At 55.9% G+C, this 17,388-nt stretch carries 11 protein-coding genes and 1 pseudogene; 1 reads left to right on the forward strand and 11 read right to left on the reverse strand.

Going from position 1 to position 17,388, the window contains the following annotated elements; all coding sequences use genetic code 11:
• Positions 1-185: 185 nt before the first annotated feature.
• From PEH01S_RS27225 to uvrA, 11 genes are all read right to left on the reverse strand, one after another.
• Positions 186-455, reverse strand: a complete 270-nt coding sequence (locus tag PEH01S_RS27225) for an acyl carrier protein (protein ID WP_127489254.1) — start codon at positions 453-455, stop codon at positions 186-188.
• Positions 452-1,516: an HAD-IIIC family phosphatase gene (locus PEH01S_RS27230; RefSeq protein ID WP_127489256.1), complete on the reverse strand. Its 1,065-nt coding sequence runs from the start codon at positions 1,514-1,516 to the stop codon at positions 452-454. The genes PEH01S_RS27225 and PEH01S_RS27230 overlap by 4 nt, the downstream gene beginning before the upstream one ends.
• A gap of 19 nt (positions 1,517-1,535) precedes the next feature.
• Positions 1,536-1,994 (reverse strand): GNAT family N-acetyltransferase, encoded by a 459-nt coding sequence (locus tag PEH01S_RS27235; protein ID WP_025850455.1) that lies wholly within the window; start codon positions 1,992-1,994, stop codon positions 1,536-1,538.
• Between the two features lie 41 nt (positions 1,995-2,035).
• Positions 2,036-3,202, reverse strand: coding sequence for a bis-aminopropyl spermidine synthase family protein (locus PEH01S_RS27240; RefSeq protein WP_127489258.1), 1,167 nt, complete (start codon positions 3,200-3,202; stop codon positions 2,036-2,038).
• Between the two features lie 5 nt (positions 3,203-3,207).
• Positions 3,208-5,190 carry an endonuclease MutS2 gene (locus PEH01S_RS27245; protein ID WP_127489260.1) on the reverse strand — a complete coding sequence of 661 codons (1,983 nt, stop codon included), beginning with the start codon at positions 5,188-5,190 and terminating at the stop codon, positions 3,208-3,210.
• A gap of 484 nt (positions 5,191-5,674) precedes the next feature.
• Complete coding sequence (locus tag PEH01S_RS27250; protein ID WP_127489262.1) at positions 5,675-6,514, reverse strand: alpha/beta fold hydrolase; 840 nt, start codon at positions 6,512-6,514, stop codon at positions 5,675-5,677.
• 467 nt (positions 6,515-6,981) lie between these two features.
• Positions 6,982-7,947 (reverse strand): helix-turn-helix transcriptional regulator, encoded by a 966-nt coding sequence (locus tag PEH01S_RS27255; protein WP_127489264.1) that lies wholly within the window; start codon positions 7,945-7,947, stop codon positions 6,982-6,984.
• Between the two features lie 182 nt (positions 7,948-8,129).
• A complete protein-coding gene (locus tag PEH01S_RS27260; RefSeq protein WP_127489266.1) occupies positions 8,130-9,866 on the reverse strand; it encodes an ABC transporter ATP-binding protein in 1,737 nt (578 codons plus the stop codon).
• The gene (locus PEH01S_RS27265) at positions 9,863-11,668 is read right to left on the reverse strand and encodes an ABC transporter ATP-binding protein (protein ID WP_127489268.1); all 1,806 of its coding nucleotides are present in this window, start codon (positions 11,666-11,668) and stop codon (positions 9,863-9,865) included. The genes PEH01S_RS27260 and PEH01S_RS27265 overlap by 4 nt, the downstream gene beginning before the upstream one ends.
• Positions 11,669-12,305: 637 nt before the next feature.
• Positions 12,306-12,944: a rhomboid family intramembrane serine protease gene (locus tag PEH01S_RS27270; RefSeq protein ID WP_025850462.1), complete on the reverse strand. Its 639-nt coding sequence runs from the start codon at positions 12,942-12,944 to the stop codon at positions 12,306-12,308.
• A gap of 161 nt (positions 12,945-13,105) precedes the next feature.
• Positions 13,106-15,613 carry an excinuclease ABC subunit UvrA gene (gene uvrA / locus PEH01S_RS27275; protein ID WP_127489270.1) on the reverse strand — a complete coding sequence of 836 codons (2,508 nt, stop codon included), beginning with the start codon at positions 15,611-15,613 and terminating at the stop codon, positions 13,106-13,108.
• Positions 15,614-16,611: 998 nt separating this feature from the next.
• Here uvrA and PEH01S_RS27280 point away from each other — a divergent pair.
• A pseudogene (locus PEH01S_RS27280) lies at positions 16,612-17,079 on the forward strand (RCC1 domain-containing protein); the annotation flags it as partial.
• Positions 17,080-17,388 lie beyond the last annotated feature (309 nt).

Genomic DNA, 17,388 nt, shown 5'->3' on the forward strand with positions numbered 1-17,388 from the left:
TCATTATAAAAAAAAGTGTTACTACATTCAACTTCTTTTCTGTTCTCCACTATATAATCCGTTTTTATATCAAAGGAACGAAGGAAAACTGGCCTAAAGACCGTTTGAGAATCGGAACAAGCGCAGTCCTACAAAAAAGAGCCGACTATCCGTATGGGACGTCGACTCTTCGAGGTTTCAACGTTTCAGCCGGAATTGGCTCCACGCCGCAAGCTCACGCTTTCTTCGATAAACCGGACGATATGGTCTACGCTCGATAACGATTCGATCATCAGGTCCTCCTCGTCAAAGGTCGCTTGAAACTCCTGCTCCAGCCAGGCGATCAGCCGAACGACCGTAACGGAATCCAACACGCCCTGAGGGCCCAGCAGCCGCGCAGACCGCTCCACGTCCGGCTGGCCGAGCAATTGCGCGACGATCGCCGTCACCTTCCGTTCAATCTCTTCACGATTCACCCTAAGATTCTCCCTTCTGCTTGCTTAAAATGACCCGTCTTTACGTTTACGCGAATCCAATCCGGTGCGCCATACGAGAACGGAAACGGCACAGCATAGATCGAATCGTGCTCCCGCTTCTCCTTCCGGGCAAACCCCAGCAGCTGCAAAAGCACCAGAGCCGGCCGGTTACGGCCTGTGGCTCGGTAGCTGCAAACCGCTTCAAGCATCGCCGGACGCTCCTGCTGCGCCAGCTTCAGCACCGTCCCGAGAAACGCGGTGCCAATGCCGCGCCCTTCGATGCGGCAAGAGATGCAAAACAACCGGATGTCCAGCCGTTCCTCCCCGTAATCCAGCATGGCGGCTCCGACAATGCCGTGGTCGCCGAACCGGTCCTTCAGCTCCGCGACATAAAGCCCTCTCGCAGGCGATTCCAGATAAGAACGGACAACGTCCTCCGATACCCGCTCCGTGAAATTATTGAATTGATTCGTTCTTGCGGTCAGCTCGAAGGCTCGGCCGAGATCCTCCTGACGTGCAGCGCGTACCTTTAGCTCCATGAAGCAGGAGCGCAAAAAGTCCTCCCGCGACCCGGCGAACCGCTGCTCCGCCGTGTTCCGCTCCAGCCGGGAAAGCATCATCTCGCGGCGTCTCCCCGCCTCCCTCGTGAGCTTCCCGGCTTGAAACTCGGGGTACCGGGCGAGCTCCAGCGCCTCATGTGCGCCGTAGATCTTCAACTCCGGCAGATACGTTCCCGCCTCGTAGCGTTCGAACGGATTGTCGTCGATGAACGCGACCGCATCCAACCCGATATTCAGCTCGCTCGCGACCCGTCGGATGCTCTCCGCCTTCGTCCCCCAACCGATCTGGGGACACAGAAAATAACGCACGATGCCCAGTTCCTCCAATTTCGCCATCGCCAGATCATGGTCGTTCCGGCTCGCTACGCTCTGCAAAATGCCGCGCCCGTCCAACTGCTCCAGCACCCCGCGAATGCCGGGGCGCAGCGCCACCTCTTCGTTGTCGTCCAGCGTTCCATGCCATAACGTTTCGTCCAGATCCCAAATCAGACACTTGATCATGCTACCTATCCCCCGCAGCCTAAGCTTCCTGATCGTGCGCCTTGTACTCCATCGTCAGATGGGTCGGCGCGAAGCCGTAATTTTTATACAGTACGCGCATGGGCAAGTTGCTGACGTGCACGTGCCCGACGATGCGCCGGGCCTTCTGTCTGCCGGCAAAATCCATTCCTGCCTCGAACAAAGCCGTTACCGCCTCCGAGCCGCGGCACGATTCGGCAGCGTAGAAGCTTTTGAACTGGATATAGTTTTCTTTCGTCACGAAATTCTCTTTGAGCGTCATCCAGAGCCAGCCGGCCACCCGGCCTTCCAGCTCCAAGACGAGCATGCCTTCCCTTTCATGAGGCATCGCTTTTTCCAGCTTGCGCCGGTGGAACCCCAAATCCGTTACCGCCTCGCTGCCAAACGATATGACGGAAATTTCCTTCTCAAAGTCGGCCACCTGGGCCAAATCCTCTTGCTTAATCGGCCGGATCTTCATCTGGTTTTCTTCTCCTTTTGCGCCATAAATTCGTTGTACCCTTAAACGCTCTTCTTCTCGATCAATTGAAACGTATCGTTCTTGCAGCGGGGACACCCTTGGTTTTTGAGCTGCTCGATCGTGGGCACGTCGCCTTGGAAGCCGACATAGACCGCCTCCCCGCACAGCTGGCAGCGGTAAATACGCAGCGTCCGCTTGACTTCGCCCGTGTACAAAGCATCTTCGAATACGCCGGCGAATTCGGGACGCGTCTGCTCCGTCGTCTTCAGCACGATCATTTGGCTCCGGTTCGCGATCATTTCCGCCCCTTCGTACTCGTTAAAGCGCGGGAACGTGGCGCTGACCATAAGCCCCATCCGCACGAACTCCCGCTGCATCGCCAGCATGAACTCCGGAGATTTATGGGCAAAGGATAAGAAGATCAGCGCTCCCTTCCTCTTCTTCAAGCCGCTGATGCCGCGGGAAAGGAACAGCGTCATGCCCTGCAGCGTATATGGCGGATCGGTGAAGAAGCAGTCGTATTGTCCCTGCCATTCCTCGGCCAATGGCTGTCGCAAATCCCAGCGGCGGCATTGAATGGGCAGTCCTGCCCCGGCTGCGGTCTCGGCGATATAGCTCAGAAACCGCTCGTCGATATCGACAACGTCGATTCTCGTTTTCGAAGGCGTCCCTTTGGGGAAGAGCTTCCGGAGCAGCAAGCCGAGCGATACGCTGACCAGATCGTCATCGCCGATGCAGAGCACGCGCTTTCCGATCAGCGCATGCTGCTTCAAGCACAGGACGGCGCGGCGCAGACTCGTCTCCGCTGTGCATTTCGATTGATCGATCCGGACGTCCACTTGCGGCCGCAAGCGGAATATGTCCTGAAGCTCGCTTAGCACGTCGGCCAGCTCGGCTTTCCAATCCGCATCGCCCGCCGTCAGCTTCAGGTACAAGCCCCTGTTTACTCCGCCGTATCCCAGCTCTTGTTCAATCCATGCCGTTCCCGCCCTGCTGCAGCGCGTCCCGTTCTCTTGCGTCAGCGCGCCTGCTTTGACAAGCTCCTTCTTGATGGCCGCAGCCACGGGAACGGGGAGCAGCGTCCTGCGCGCCAGCTCCTTAGTCGAGATGCCCGGGCTGAAATAGCATTCCAGCAAAAGCTGCTCGATGACGACGGAACCTTCTTCCAGACGGACCTTCGCGCTGATTTCATCCAAATCATTTTTCATTTCGATCACTCCTCCGATTGGGTTTCGATGGTAACGCCCGGTGCGTGCTTGCGACCCATCAGCTTGCGTTTTTTGCGGTTTTCTTTCGTCTCGAATACGATGTCCAGATCGTAATTGTCAGGATAGAGCTCCTTGCTCTCGATATGCAGCTTCAGCCGCTTATGGTTGATTTTGAACTTCTGGTTCTGGATCATCACCCCGACGTTGCCCCGGGAATCCTCGGTTTCAAACACAATCCCGGTACGGCCCAAATAAGCGATATACACGCAATCGCCGAGCTGGAAGCTTCTGGGGGCCTCAGCGGCCGACTCCCCGGCTTCCTCCGATTCCTTATCTGCTTGGGGCAGAGACACAGGCTCCGCTGCCGTTTCTTCCTCCCGATCGTCCGTGTCCGCCGCGGAGGCTTCGCTCGGCTCGGGTTGGGGCCCGGCGGTCTGTGCCCCCTGCGGCAAGCTTTGCGGCAAGCCGCGCGCGGTAATTTCGCGGGACCGCTCAATAAGGCCGGCCGGCAGGCCCAGCTTCAATGCGATGAGGAAAGCGTAGCTCTGGCCCGCTTCCCCGATCCGCAGCCGGTACAGCGGCTGAAGCGTGTCCGTATCGAACTCCATCCGGGCATTCTCGAACCCCGGCGTCACGTCGGCGAAATTTTTGATTTCCGTAAAATGGGTCGTCGCCACCACCGTCGCTCCTCTGCGGTGCAGCTCCTCCAGAATGGCCACCGACAAGCCGACACCTTCCCCCGGATCGGTTCCCGAAGCCATCTCGTCGATCAGGATGAGCGTCGAGCGGTCGGCAAACTGCAGCATTTCGTTGACGTTCCGAATATGCGCGGAGAAGGTGCTGAGCGCATGCTCGATGCTTTGCCCGTCCCCGATATCGACGGCGATATGATTGAATACGGAAAGCAAGCTTCCTTCTTTTGCCGGTATCAATAAGCCCGACTGCGCCATGACGGTCAGCAGACCGACCGTTTTAAGGGTAAGGGTCTTGCCTCCGGTATTCGGTCCCGTAATAATCAGCGATTGGTACCGTCGTCCGATGACGAAGTTCAAGGGAACCATCGGCCGGTTCAGCAGCGGATGCTTCGCTTCGCGCAGATCGATAATCCCTTGGTCGTTCAGCTCCACGTTGGAACCTCCGACGGCCAAAGCATATTTCGCCTTGGCAAATATGAAATCGTAGGTGCCGACCGTCTCGACGTTCATCAGAAACTGTTGATCGCAGCTTTCCGCCAGCGCGGTCAAATCGCTCAGCACTTTCAGCTCCTCCCGCGCTTCCTCCGCTTTCAGCCCCGTAAGCTCGAATTGAATTGTCATGACCTCGGCCGGCTCGATATAGACCGTTTGGCCGCTGGCCGACTCGTCGAGCACCGTCCCCTTCACCAGCTTGCGGTGCTCTTTCTTGACCGGCAGCACATACCGTCCGTTGCGCGTGCTGAGGACATGCTCCTGCAGGATGGACCGGTGGCGGCTCATCAAGGAGTCCAGCTTGCTCTTCAGACGTTCCTCGAATACGGCCAGCCGCTTGCGGACTTTCATGAGCTCCTTGCTGGCGGAGTCAACGATTTGTCCGTGACGGATGCACCGTTCGATCTCCGATTTCAGCGCATCCATCGAATACATGGAAGCCGCGTAAGAGCTGATCTGAGGCGCCGCCCCGCTTTTCGCGGCCATATACCTCATGAGCTGCGCGCAGCTGGTCAGAAATTGGTGAATGTGCATAAAGTCCTTTTCACTGAACACGTAGCCCGTTCCCAGCAGCTCCAAAATAGTTTCCATGCCTTCCAGCGAAGGAATCGGAACGCTGGCGCCGTGCTGGAGCAGAGATTTCGCTTCCGCCGTCTCGTCCAGCTTCGCCCGTACGACGGACATTGCCGTTAAAGGAAGCAGTTCGGCGATCTGCCGCTTCCCGAGGTACGATACGGCATAGTCTGCCAGAGCTTCTTTGATTTTGCCGTATTCCAGACGTTGCAGTGCTTTTTCATTCATGGGTGATCTCTCCTTGTACGAAAATAAAAAAAAGGCAGAGAATGAACGTACGTCATTCTCTGCCTTTTGATGTCATGCCTAATTAAGAGCGCCCGAAAATAGAAAATCCGCGCTGAACTCAGCACGGATGATAGGCGCAATGAATAGGCATATACCTATGGCATTGTATGATATCCGTTGTTCTTAACTAATTCCAAGGTGACCGTAAATCCATGACAAAATAAACCTTGCTTAATAGCAAAATTTACCCACGAATTTCCAGAAACCTCATTATGGAATTGATTAGTTAAGAACGACCACCGACATCAAAATCTCTCCTTAGGCAATAATTATCTTTACTGTACCTTACTTCCCCATCAAATGTCAAGTGCTGTAAAATTTCGCAGTACATCTCGGCTCTTTCGAGACTGTCGATGCCGGGCATCCGAAACAAAAAAAGCGGCGGTCCGGAGCCGCAAATCAAGCTCCAAACTGCCGCTTCCTATTATTGTTCCCCTGTGTGCTTCATGATCGCGTCGATCATACGATCCCAATCGTTATGGTGCAGCTCGTGCCCGATCCCTTCCAATGTGAGCAGAACGGCTCCCGGAATTTGGTTCGCAAGCGCCACCCCATGCTCATAAGGCAAAATGGGATCCTCCGTTCCGTGAATGATCAGCGCGGGAGCTTCGATCTCGCGAACCCTCGCGATATACGATTCCCCGCCCGTTAACAGACCGTGGTTGAACATGCTGGCTAAGCGGTTCGCCCTCCTTATTTCTTGGATAGCCAGACGTCTGATTCTTTTCTCATCAAACGGATGCTTGGAGCCCCTCAAAATCTTCCATTTTTCTACAGTCAAATCGATAGCTGCCTGATCGTTCGTCAAATCCACCTTGGCCGTATCGGCAAAGAAAGCTTCCACCTTCTCCTCCATCGGCGGCAGACCCGGCGAGAAAGCCGACGTCATCACCAGCGTAGCGGTCAGCACGTTTTGCGGGTGCCGCAGCGCCACAAGCATCGTAAGCAGCCCGCCAAGCGACATGCCGACAAAATGAGCCTGCGGAATCCCGTACCCGTCAAGCACGCGAACCGCATCGTCCGCCATATCCTCCAAAGTATAGCCCGGCTGCCCCGGTTCATATGTCGTTGACCGCCCGACATCGCGGTTATCGTATCGGATCACGTACCTCCCCCGATCCGCCAGACGTTGGCAAAACTCGTCCTCCCACCAAATCATCGATGCGGTGGCTCCCATGATCAGTAAAACGGCCGGATCGTTTGGATTTCCGAAGCTTTCGGTACATAATTCGATTCCGTCTACTCGCAGTATCTGTTCGTTCATAGTCTGATTCCTCCCAAGATTAAAAATAAAAACACTGGCTGCTGCCTGTGCCTGGAGTCATCGGAAAAGGACGTACGTATCCCCTTAGGAAGAACCTTCCCTGTTCCGACCTACGTCAAAATCAGGGCAGTCTTCAGCGGATGGATTACCGGCCGCGGTATTACGGTTTGCGGGCATGACAAAAAGAGGGCCGATTCGTCCCTCCCTCTTATAGCTATATTTCGCGTATAACTAAACAGGGTTACCCGTATATGCAGGCAGACCAATCCCGATCACTCTGTACACAGACAGAGCCTTTGAGCACTATTTAATTCGTAGTCCCAAATACACCGGAATTGGAAATGTCTAACACACGTAACCCTCCGCTCTGTTAAATTTATCCTATCTTAACACAGCATTCGGTTCATCGCAACGATATGTTTCTTGTTTACTTAAATGCTATGTGAACTCGACGCTGTAAAGGTGCGTTATTGTGCGGCATCTCTGGCATAGTCGCTCGGATTCACGCCATACGTCTTCTTGAATAAAGCCGCAAAATGACTGAAGTTATTATAGCCTACCAGAGACGCGGCTTGACTGACGTTCAGCGAGCCGTTCTCCAACAGCATCCTGGCTTTCTCCATCCGCTGCTGGCGGACGAATTCGAAGACGGTCATCCCGAATACCTCCTTAAAGCCAACCTTTAATTTATAGTCGTTGAGGCTGATTTTACGCGATAAGGCAAGCAGGCTTGGCGGCTGCGCCAGCGTCTGCAGCAAAATATCTCTGGCACTGTAGATTTTATCGATATCTTCCGTTCTCAAGCTGGAGCTTTTCCTCGCCCGGCTCTCGTCCGCTTCGTAAATAAACGACGCCAGCAGCTCGAGGCACTTCCCCTCCAGAAAAAGCCGCTTGGCCGAGCCGCCGTACGGGCAGCTCTGCAGCTGCTGCACCAGAACCTGAAGCTTGGGACCGATCAAGTCTTCATAGCAGAAGAAGGACTGTTCCATCCGGACATCCAGCTCTTGAAAAAGAGGCCGCCAGAGCCGGGCGTCCAGGCGCAGCTCCGCATGCACGATCCGTTTATTTTTCCTATGCTCCGCATGGACACGAATATCGTTAAAGTAAACGAGCTGCGCGGAGCCGGACTCGCTCGATACTTCCCTCCGCTGGCCTTCCGCGGACCAGCAGCCGTTCCCCTCGATATTCAGCGCAAGCTCAAGATGCGGATACCGGACGCCGATGTCAAAGGTTACATCCTCCCGCCAGATCATATCGCTCAACTGCAGCTCCATACCGTCCTGAAGCCGGATGAAGGAAAATTGCCCTTCGCCGTATTCCGGCAAGATCGTTCCCGCTTGTTCATAAGGCTCCGTCTGCGGAGCAGCGTTCAAATAGCTGCACACGTTCGTCGTCATCTCGTTAAGCCCGGCAAACTCTGCCCGAATGTTCATCGTTCCCCCCTGGCAAATCTCTTCCATGATGTAAAATCGCACCTCGTATGTATGATATTGATAATCATTTTCAATAAGTTATAGTATATCATATCCCCTTTTCGATTCAACAAAAAATCCAGCGCCAGGCTGGATTAGAGGTTGTAACAAGCGGTCTATGACATCTGCTGTAGCAGGTCCGCTCAAGAAGAGATGCTCCAGCCTCCGGTTTGCTGCTGCAAATTCCAGAGCCGGGCGTACAAGCCTCCGCGCTTCAGCAGGTCGTTATGCCGCCCCTGCTCGACCACGCGGCCGCTATCCAACACGATGATGTTGTCGGCGTTCTTTATCGTTTTCAGACGATGCGCGATAACGATGACCGTCCGCCCTTGGACCAGATGGTCGATCGCGCGCTGAATCTCCACCTCGTTTTCCGGGTCCAGGGAAGCCGTCGCCTCGTCGAGCAGGACGATCGGGGCATTCTTCAGAATTGCCCGCGCGATGGATATCCGCTGCTTTTCCCCGCCCGATAACGTGCTGCCTCCCTCGCCTACCATTGTATCGTAGCCTTGCGGCAGCTTCATGATAAACTCGTGGCAGCAGGCCAGCCGGGCCGCTTCCTCCACCTGCTGCTGCGTGGCGCCGCTCCGTCCGAAGCGGATATTGTTGCCGATCGTGTCCTGGAATAGATAGACATCCTGGAACACCATCGACACCTTGCGCAGCAGCGCTTCCGGGTCCATGCTCCGCATATCCTGCCCTCCGAGCAGCACCTTTCCTTCGACGGGATCGTAGAAGCGGGCGGCCAGCCGAAGAATCGTACTTTTTCCGCTTCCCGACGGACCGACCAGCGCGGTGAACGAACCGGCAGGCATCCGGACGCTGATGTTTTTGAGCGTGGATTGCTCGTTGTAGCCGAAGGTGACCTGCCGCAGCTCGACATCGTGCTCCCCGGGAGGAAGCTCGCCGCCCGCCATGCCCGGTTCTTTCAGCAATTGTACGATGCGCTCGCCGGCCTGCTCGTGATAGCGGAACTCCGCGTAGTTCACGAGCGCGGTCGTGAGAGGATCGAAAATCCGCGTTCCGATGAGCAAAAACGCAACCAGCGTCATCACGTCGAGCTTGCCGCCCAGCAGCAGATGAACCCCTACGATCACCATCAGGGTCAGCCCGGCGCGGATGAGGGCGATGGCACTCAGCACGATCGGTCCAAGCAGCCCTTCGATCCGGATACTGTGCCGCATCAGCTCCTTGAACGATTTTTCCAGCCGGACGAAGCGCTCGCCCGTAATATTGTAAGCTTTAATGACCCGGATGCCGTTCAAATACTCCTGAAGACGGTTCGCGGCGTCAAGTTTGGCCCGCATATGGCTGGCCCCCAGCTTCCGCTGAATGCGGGAGGTGAGAAGCACCAGAGCCACCGCCACCGGAAAAGCGGCAAACATGGCAGCCGCCATGCGCCAGTCCAAAACGGAAAGCCCGGCAAGGGCCAGCACCGGCATGACCAAGGCGCCGAGCATCTGCGGCACGAGATGCGAGATGCCGTGCTCCACCAGCGTAAAATCCCCCATCATCATATTCGCCAAATCGCCGGGGTCACGACGGTTCAAGTAGCCGAGGGAAAGCTTACGCAAATGCTCGGCCAACTGAGCGCGTCCTTCTGCAGCGGTCTCGTAGGCCCCCCGGAACTGGGCGCGGTAGGCCGGCACTTCGCAAAAGAACAAAACAACCAGCGCGGCCGCCATGCCCCCGCAGACCCACCAAAGCCCCGCTACATCCAATGGCGCGCCCGGATGAACGAACGGCTCGAAGATCAGTCTCGCGCCTCCGACCAGCAGGGCAAAAGGCGCGATCGCCATCAGGTTGGCGAGCGTCGTATACAATACGGGCTTGATCAGCTTCTTCGGCTGGCCCGCGGTGATGTTATGAAGCAGACTCATGCCTTCACCCCTCCCGTTTCAATCTGCCATTGCCCTGCATCCGTGTACGCCCGCCACATTCTGGCATACAAGCCGTTCGCGGCAACGAGTCCGTCATGCGTTCCCCGCTCTTCGAGCCGGCCGGCGTTCAGCACGATAATCTGATCGGCATCCCGGATCGAGGAAAGCCGGTGCGCGATCACGATGACCGTTTTTCCCTGCATCAGCTGCTTCAGCGCCTGCTGCATCTCATACTCGTTCTCGGGATCGGCGAAGGCGGTCGCCTCATCCAGCACCAGAATGGGGGCATCCTTCAAGATCGCCCGGGCCACCGCGATCCGCTGCTCCTCGCCGCCCGACAAGTATACGCCCCCTTCCCCGATCAAGGTGTCGTACCCTTGGGGGAGCCTGCCGATAAACTCATGACATTGAGCCGCCTGCGCTGCGGCGTACACTTCCTCCGCCGACGCTCCGGGCCGCCCGACGGCGATATTGTTGTAAAGCGTATCGTAGAACAAGAACGTTTCCTGAAAAACGAAAGCGACGGTGTTCATCAGATCGGCCGAGGCCATCTCGCGGATGTCTATGCCGCCGATGCGGATGCTTCCTTCACTTACATCCCAGAACCGGGGAATGAGATTGGCGGCCGTGGACTTGCCGGAGCCTGACGGACCGACCAATGCCGTTACCTTGCCCTGCCGGGCGTTGAACGAAAGATCGGACAGCGCTTCGCTCCGGGATGATCTGCCTTCCGCCCCGTAGGAGAAGGAGACATTGTGGAAAGTCAAGTCGTACGCAGTCGGCTTTCTCGGAGTCTCCGGCTCCCGTACCGGCTCCTCCGCCAAAATGCGGTCGATCCGTTCGACCCCCTCGTGAATATCGCGGAGCGAGGAGCTGATATTCATAATTTTGAACATCGGGGCGGAGATGCCTGGAGCCATGATCAGAAAAAACAGCAGAACCGAGGCAAACGCCACGCTGCCCGGGTCCCGGGCCAGCAGAAAGACGCCGACCGGCAGTATAAACGCCGCAAACGAGCTGAGTATGACTTTAAAGATCAGGTACCCGTTCTGAAATTGGTCCGTATAGTTGACGCAATAATCCCGGTAGCGGATCATGTCGTCGTAAAACTTGCGAAACGAATGGACCGTCTGCCCGAACACCTTCACCGCCGGCATCCCCCGCACATATTGAACCGCCGAGCCGCTCATCCGCTCCAAAGAATCGTAGTACAGCTTAACGTTCTTCTTGGACTTTTCTCCCGTCGAGAGCACAATCTGCACGGTGAAACCTGCCGCAATGGGAATGAGGCAGGCCAACGCCAGCCATCCGTTCAACGCGAACATCGCGACGATCATCACCAGGGTCGTCACCGCCACATGAATAAGATCCGGGAGCTGATGCGCGACGAAGGTTTCCACCTTTTCCACGTTTTGCTCCAGCGTCTTCTTGACGACGCCCGTCGAGGTGCCGTTCAGCCAGCCAAGCGGCAGCCGTCCGATATGGTTGGACAGCTTGACGCGCAGACCGTACAAGATCCGGAACGCCGCCATATGGGAGAACATCCCTCCCCCATACATCAGCAGCAGGCTTCCAAGTAAGCCCAATAGCGCAACGATCCCCCAGCGGATCATCCCCGGTCCGTCGGCCGAAGCCGGATTGGTCGCATGCTCCAACAGCTCGCGGATCACAAAATATACCGATACGTAAGGAATCAGAAGGCAGACCGCGCTCAGTGCCGACAAAATGCCGGAAACGATCAGCAGGCCGCGCTTCTCGCCCGCAATCTCGAGCAATCTTGCGATTCCGTTTTTTCGGTTCACATCTATCCCTCCTCTTCGTTGGACCTGCTCATTGATAAAGATTATCACCGCGACTTTTCTTTGTCTCCCGGAGGACGGATTATTTATGCGGTTGTACGGATAATCGCAGTTGTTGTTAAGCAGATTTCGAGGAAGGGGTACGGCACCGCGTTTTGTGGCCGGGATGTAGACAAGGATACGACGATGCTGCGGAATAATTGTAAGCGCGTTCAAAATATAGGCTCAAGAGCCGGCTTTGTGATGCCCGAAATCACCCGATCCTTTTTTTGGCAACAACAATTCGTCCGGTGCTCATGGCCTGTTCTTCGAGAGGAGGTTACTCTATCGTTGAAACCGGCGGGGTTATGCTTCGAGGCAAACAATTTTGTGTATATGCAGCTTCGTCCTTGATGTGAGATGCTCAAACTAGAGGAAGTGCGATGCGCTATACCGGCCGAATTGGTCGAATCGCCTAATATAGAGAACCTGCGGTGTGATATCGAGCCGATTGCGGGGAGCATGAACATTTTTCGACACACTTAGATGCTCCCCAGTTCCGCTATGCCCCCACCACCATCTTCAAGACTCCGCTTAAAGCACCTGCGTTCCTCTATTTTCTAACCAGCCCAGACGGGTCGAGGTTAACAAGCCCGTTATACTACTCCGTTCCGGGCTCGTCCCAGCCTTCCCTGCGCCGTCTCCGTTTGACGAACAAGGTCATCAGCGCCGATACGGCCAACCCGCCGACGAAGCCGCCGGCATGGGCGTAAATGTCGACATTCGGGATAATGAAGGAATAAACGAAGCCGATGATCACAATGGTCCATACCGTTTGTTTCGTCTGGTAGTCGATCAGATCGCGGCGGAATACGGATAAGTACAGGTAAGCGGCATACACGCCGTAGATCGCTCCCGATGCCCCCGCTCCGATATAGTAGTCCGAGTTCAACCAGGCGCTCGCCACATTCCCGGCGATTCCGCTGGCAAGATAGAACGCCGCGTAGCGCCAGACGCCGAGCATGCGCTCAAGCGGCGCAGCAAACACGTACAAGGCAAAGCTGTTAAAAAGCAGATGCTGGAACCCGATATGCACGAAGATGGACGTCACATAGCGCCACGGTTCCGGCTCGAAGCCCGGAATGCCGAACATGGCGCCGAACCGGAGCAGCGTTTCGCTGTCTTTGGACGATCCGTACCACTCCATGGCCGCCATCACCAGCAATTGAATCAAGATGATGGCCGTTGTCACAGGATAAAGCCGAATGTACTGACCCAAGCTTTCCCTACGCGCAAACATGTACTCGCTTCCCTTCCCTGCGATGCAAAAGTATCTCCTAATTATAGCGGGTTATGCGACTATTGTGAAATCAGCGCCCCAAACAGCGAATAAAAAAGGAGATGCCCGAACGGCACCTCCTCCTACAGACGGCTTATGACGGAACGCCCTGCATGCCGACTTTATAAGCGCAGCGCTTGTCTCAAAAAGCGCCCGGTATGAGAAGCCTCGCATGCCGCCACTTCCTCCGGGGTTCCCGATGCGACAAGCGAGCCGCCCGCTTCTCCCCCTTCGGGACCGAGATCGACAACCCAATCGGACTCGCGGATGACGTCCACGTTATGCTCGACCACCATCACGGTATGGCCCGCATCGACCAGTTTGTTCAACAAAACGAGCAGCTGCCGCACATCTCCGGGATGCAGGCCGGTGGTCGGTTCGTCCAGCAGATAGAGCGTGTGCGTCTTCGTTTTTTTGCTTAGCTCCTTGGCCAGCTTGATCCGCTGACCCTCTCCGCCCGACAGCGTCGTGACGGACTGGCCCCACTGCAAGTAGCCGAGCCCTACCTCGCAGAGTAATTCAATCGTTCTTGACATTTTGTCCTGATCCTTGAGGACGGACAGGCTTTCTTGAACAGTCATATCCAGCAGATCGGAAATCGTATAACCTTTGTAGGTAATACGCAGCACATCGTCCTGGAACCTTCTGCCTCGGCAAGCGGGACATTTTACTTCCAGATTCGGAAGAAAATGCATGTGAAGCGACAAAACGCCGAGTCCCTGGCAGTTCTCGCAGCGGCCGCCGGGCGTGTTGAACGAGAAGTGCTTTGATGTCAGCTTGCTCCGCTTCGCCTCCGGCAAGCTGGCGAACAGGTTCCGAATCAAGGTAAACACTTCGGTATACGTCGCAATGTTCGAACGCTGCATCCGTCCGAGCGGCGACTGGTCTACGGTTATCCAGTTCCCGATATGCTCCAGACCGGTAATCTCTCCGCAGCCTTCACGCTTCCCGGACTGCCCGTCCGGGGCGAGCAGATCAAACAGAAGCGTAGACTTCCCCGAACCGGATACGCCGGTCACCGAAATCAGGCAGCCGAGAGGAAACGAAACGGTAATGTGCTTTAAATTCCGCGCATGGGCATCCCGGATTGTCAGGAAGCTCCCGTTGCCCCGTCTTCTGACCCGCCCCGGAACAAGACGGCTCTCGTCCCGCAAATAAGCGCCCGTGACCGAGCTCTCACATAACTTCAGAGCTTCCAATGGACCCTCGCCGACAACGGTGCCTCCCATAGCGCCCGCCCCGGGCCCCATGTCGATGACATGGTCCGCCGCACGCATCACCTCGACGTCATGCTCGATGACTAGCACCGTATTTCCCAGATCGCGAAGCTGCTTCAGGACATGGATTAGCCCTTCCGTATCCCGCGGATGCAGTCCTGCCGAAGGCTCGTCCAAAATATACAGCACCCCGGTGAGACCGGAACCGAGCAAGGAAGCGAGCCGGATTCGCTGCGCCTCTCCTCCGGATAGCGTCACCGTCTGCCGGTGAAGCGACAAGTACCCTAAACCGACATCGATCACCCGTCTCAGCCGCTCCGGCAAATCGTTCAGCACCGGCTCCAGCAGCTCTCGCCCGGCCGGCGGCAAGCTCCCCGGCAAACCGTTCAGCCACGCCAGCACGTCATCCAACGACCAGGAAGATACCTCGGCAATCGACGCACCGCGTACCGTCACCTGGCGGCTTTCCTTGTTCAATTTCGTTCCTTGGCAGCCGGTGCACATTTGCTGGCGGAAAAACGCTCCTACGGATGCCGAGCCGTTCGGGTCGCCGTCCTTTTCCAAGTAGCGCCGCCACAAGCTCGTCACGACGCCTTCGAACTTCCCTCTGCTGACCGTCTTGGGCGGCTGGACGTTCGGGAAGTGCCGCAGAAAGGCTTCGCTTTCCACGCCGTAGAACAACAGATCGCGCTGAATCTGGCCGTATTCCTTCAATGGCTGATCCGGATCGAAGACGAATCCGTAATGCTTGGCGGCAGCCTGCAGTATGCTATTATGGTAATCGATGAGCGACTCGTACCAAAAGGTCACGCATCCCCCGCGCAGGCTCAGCTCTTCGTCGAAGACGGCCTCCAGATTCGGGCTGGCTACGCTGCCGAGCCCGTCGCACGTTCCGCAGGCGCCCTCCGGCTTGTTGAACGAGAAATGGCCCATCGTCAGCTTGGGAAGCTCGGCCGCGCAGCTTGGGCAGCGCACGTATTGCGGTTGACCGGACGCTTCGTCCTCCTCGCTCAAGCCGCCCGTCTCTTCGAACGAAGGCGGAACAGTCGCGCCGCAGGACGGGCACGGCCGCTCCCCGAGCTTGGCGTATAATAGCCGCAAATACGAATAGATGTCCGTCACCGTGCCAACCGTCGACCTCGGATTGCGGTTCGTGACGTGCTGTCCTACGCTGATTGACGGAGACAGTCCGGCGATGGAATCCACCTTCGGCTTGCTGATCGAGTCCGTGACCATTCCCATGGATTCCATATACTGCCGCTGGCATTCCTTCTGCAGCGTATCCATCGCGAGCGTCGATTTCCCGGACCCCGATGGTCCGGTCAAGACGACCAACCGATTTCTTGGAATCGACAGCGAGATGTTTTTCAGGTTGTTTTCACGGGCGCCCCGGATAAGAATAGCTTCTTTCAACCATACTCCTCCTTTAACAAAAGAATATCATTTTTTACAGATACGCCGCTCCATGCAGCTCTTGCCGACGGAAACCCGGTGCCGACGGAAACCCGGTTTCCGGATTCCATGCGGGACTTTACCGTCTACACAAGCTGCGGTCGGCCTCTCTTAGCATCCTCTCTAAACAATTCATGATCGTTCGACTCCTTTCCTCATTCGACACCACCCCTATCATACTACATTGATGCAAATGCGAAGGTTCAAGAAACTATAGCCCAGTAAATAAGCTATTCTTCGATCGAACATTCGACATGCACTTTAGAGTTTTAAATGAAGCAGCCGGAGTCTGTCACCTTGAACGCGTAATCTACGGTCGGACCATCCTCTATAGCGCTACAAGATGTCAAGACAGTTTTTCAAATATTAAGGTGTGAAATGCTGCACATCGACCTTTTTTGTTACCCCTAAGGGATCGGTTGTCAATAAAACTGCAGCGGAAATAATGATATATATTTCCAGCATGTTGGTGTCTCAGATGGAGGACGTAGCCCAAGCGAAGCGCGGGAGAAAGCTTTTTCTTTTGGGTATTCGTAGTACCGTGTTGAAATCCCGTTTCCGAATCGCTATGATCAGGGAAAGGAGTGCCATGCCTCATGATTTGGACCGCCGGGAAGGCCCTGCCGGTCTTGCCTCTATACCAAGACCGCTCCCGTCGCGATTGGGGGCACTTACTGGAAAACGACGGGTGGTACTTGGACCTAGCAAGGCGCACGACCGCGATTCTACGTGGCACCCCGAGTGGCGGGTTCGGGCCGTGCCCTACGACTTCACCGACCCGCGCCGGCTGTTTGCCCGCGGTGGAGGCGTGAATCGCCCAGAACCCCGAATTTCGCGGCATCCGCTCGGAGTGGAGCCGTTTTATAATAAAGTAGGTCTTGTTTTCAAGGAGGTAAAACATGGATTGCATTTCACCGAAAGAAGCGGCGTTAAAGGTGAAACGGTGGCCTAAAGCTACCATAGCCGCGGGTTATCGTCATACCGTCGGGCTTAAATCGGACGGCACGGTGACGGCTGTGGGTTGGAATAAGCATGACCAATGCAATGTAAGCGGCTGGCGCGACATAGTGGCGGCAGCGGCGGGTTACCTTCATACCGTCGGCCTTAAATCGGACGGCACGGTGGCGGCTGTGGGTTGGAATAAGCGTGACCAATGCGATGTAAGCGGCTGGCGCGGTATTGTGGCGATAGCGGCGGGTAGCAATCATACCGTCGGCCTTAAATCGGACGGCACGGTGCCGGCTGTGGGTTGGAATGAGCATGGCCAATGCAATGTAAGCGGCTGGCGCGATATTGTGGCGGTTGCGGCGGGTTGCGCTCATACTCTCGGCCTTAAATCGGACGGCACGGTGGTGGCTGTGGGTGATAATGAATATGGCCAAGGCGATGTAAGCGGTTGGCGTGGCATCCAACTGCCCGGCAATTAGTTTTCTTTTAATCATTGGCTGCAGCGACTGATGCGGCAATAGTGATTGTGCAAATGGATGTAACGTTCCATGCCATGCCTGGTCTCCTGTGGACTCTCGTAATCGTTCATGCAGACTTCATTGTACTTCAGACTGCGCCAGAAACGCTCGAGTACGATTGGAGCTTTTCTCCAGGTGTAAACATTCTTCCACTGGTCGTCATACAACTAAGAAACTCCTTTTTTGCTGTCCAGTTTCTATGTAGCACTATGCTCCGAGAGTGCCATAACACGCGTCCGGATAGGAGAGGCGCGACAAAGAAGCCGATAA

It is taken from the genome of Paenibacillus ehimensis NBRC 15659 (genome assembly GCF_004000785.1).
Lineage (GTDB): Bacteria > Bacillota > Bacilli > Paenibacillales > NBRC-103111 > Paenibacillus_G > Paenibacillus_G ehimensis.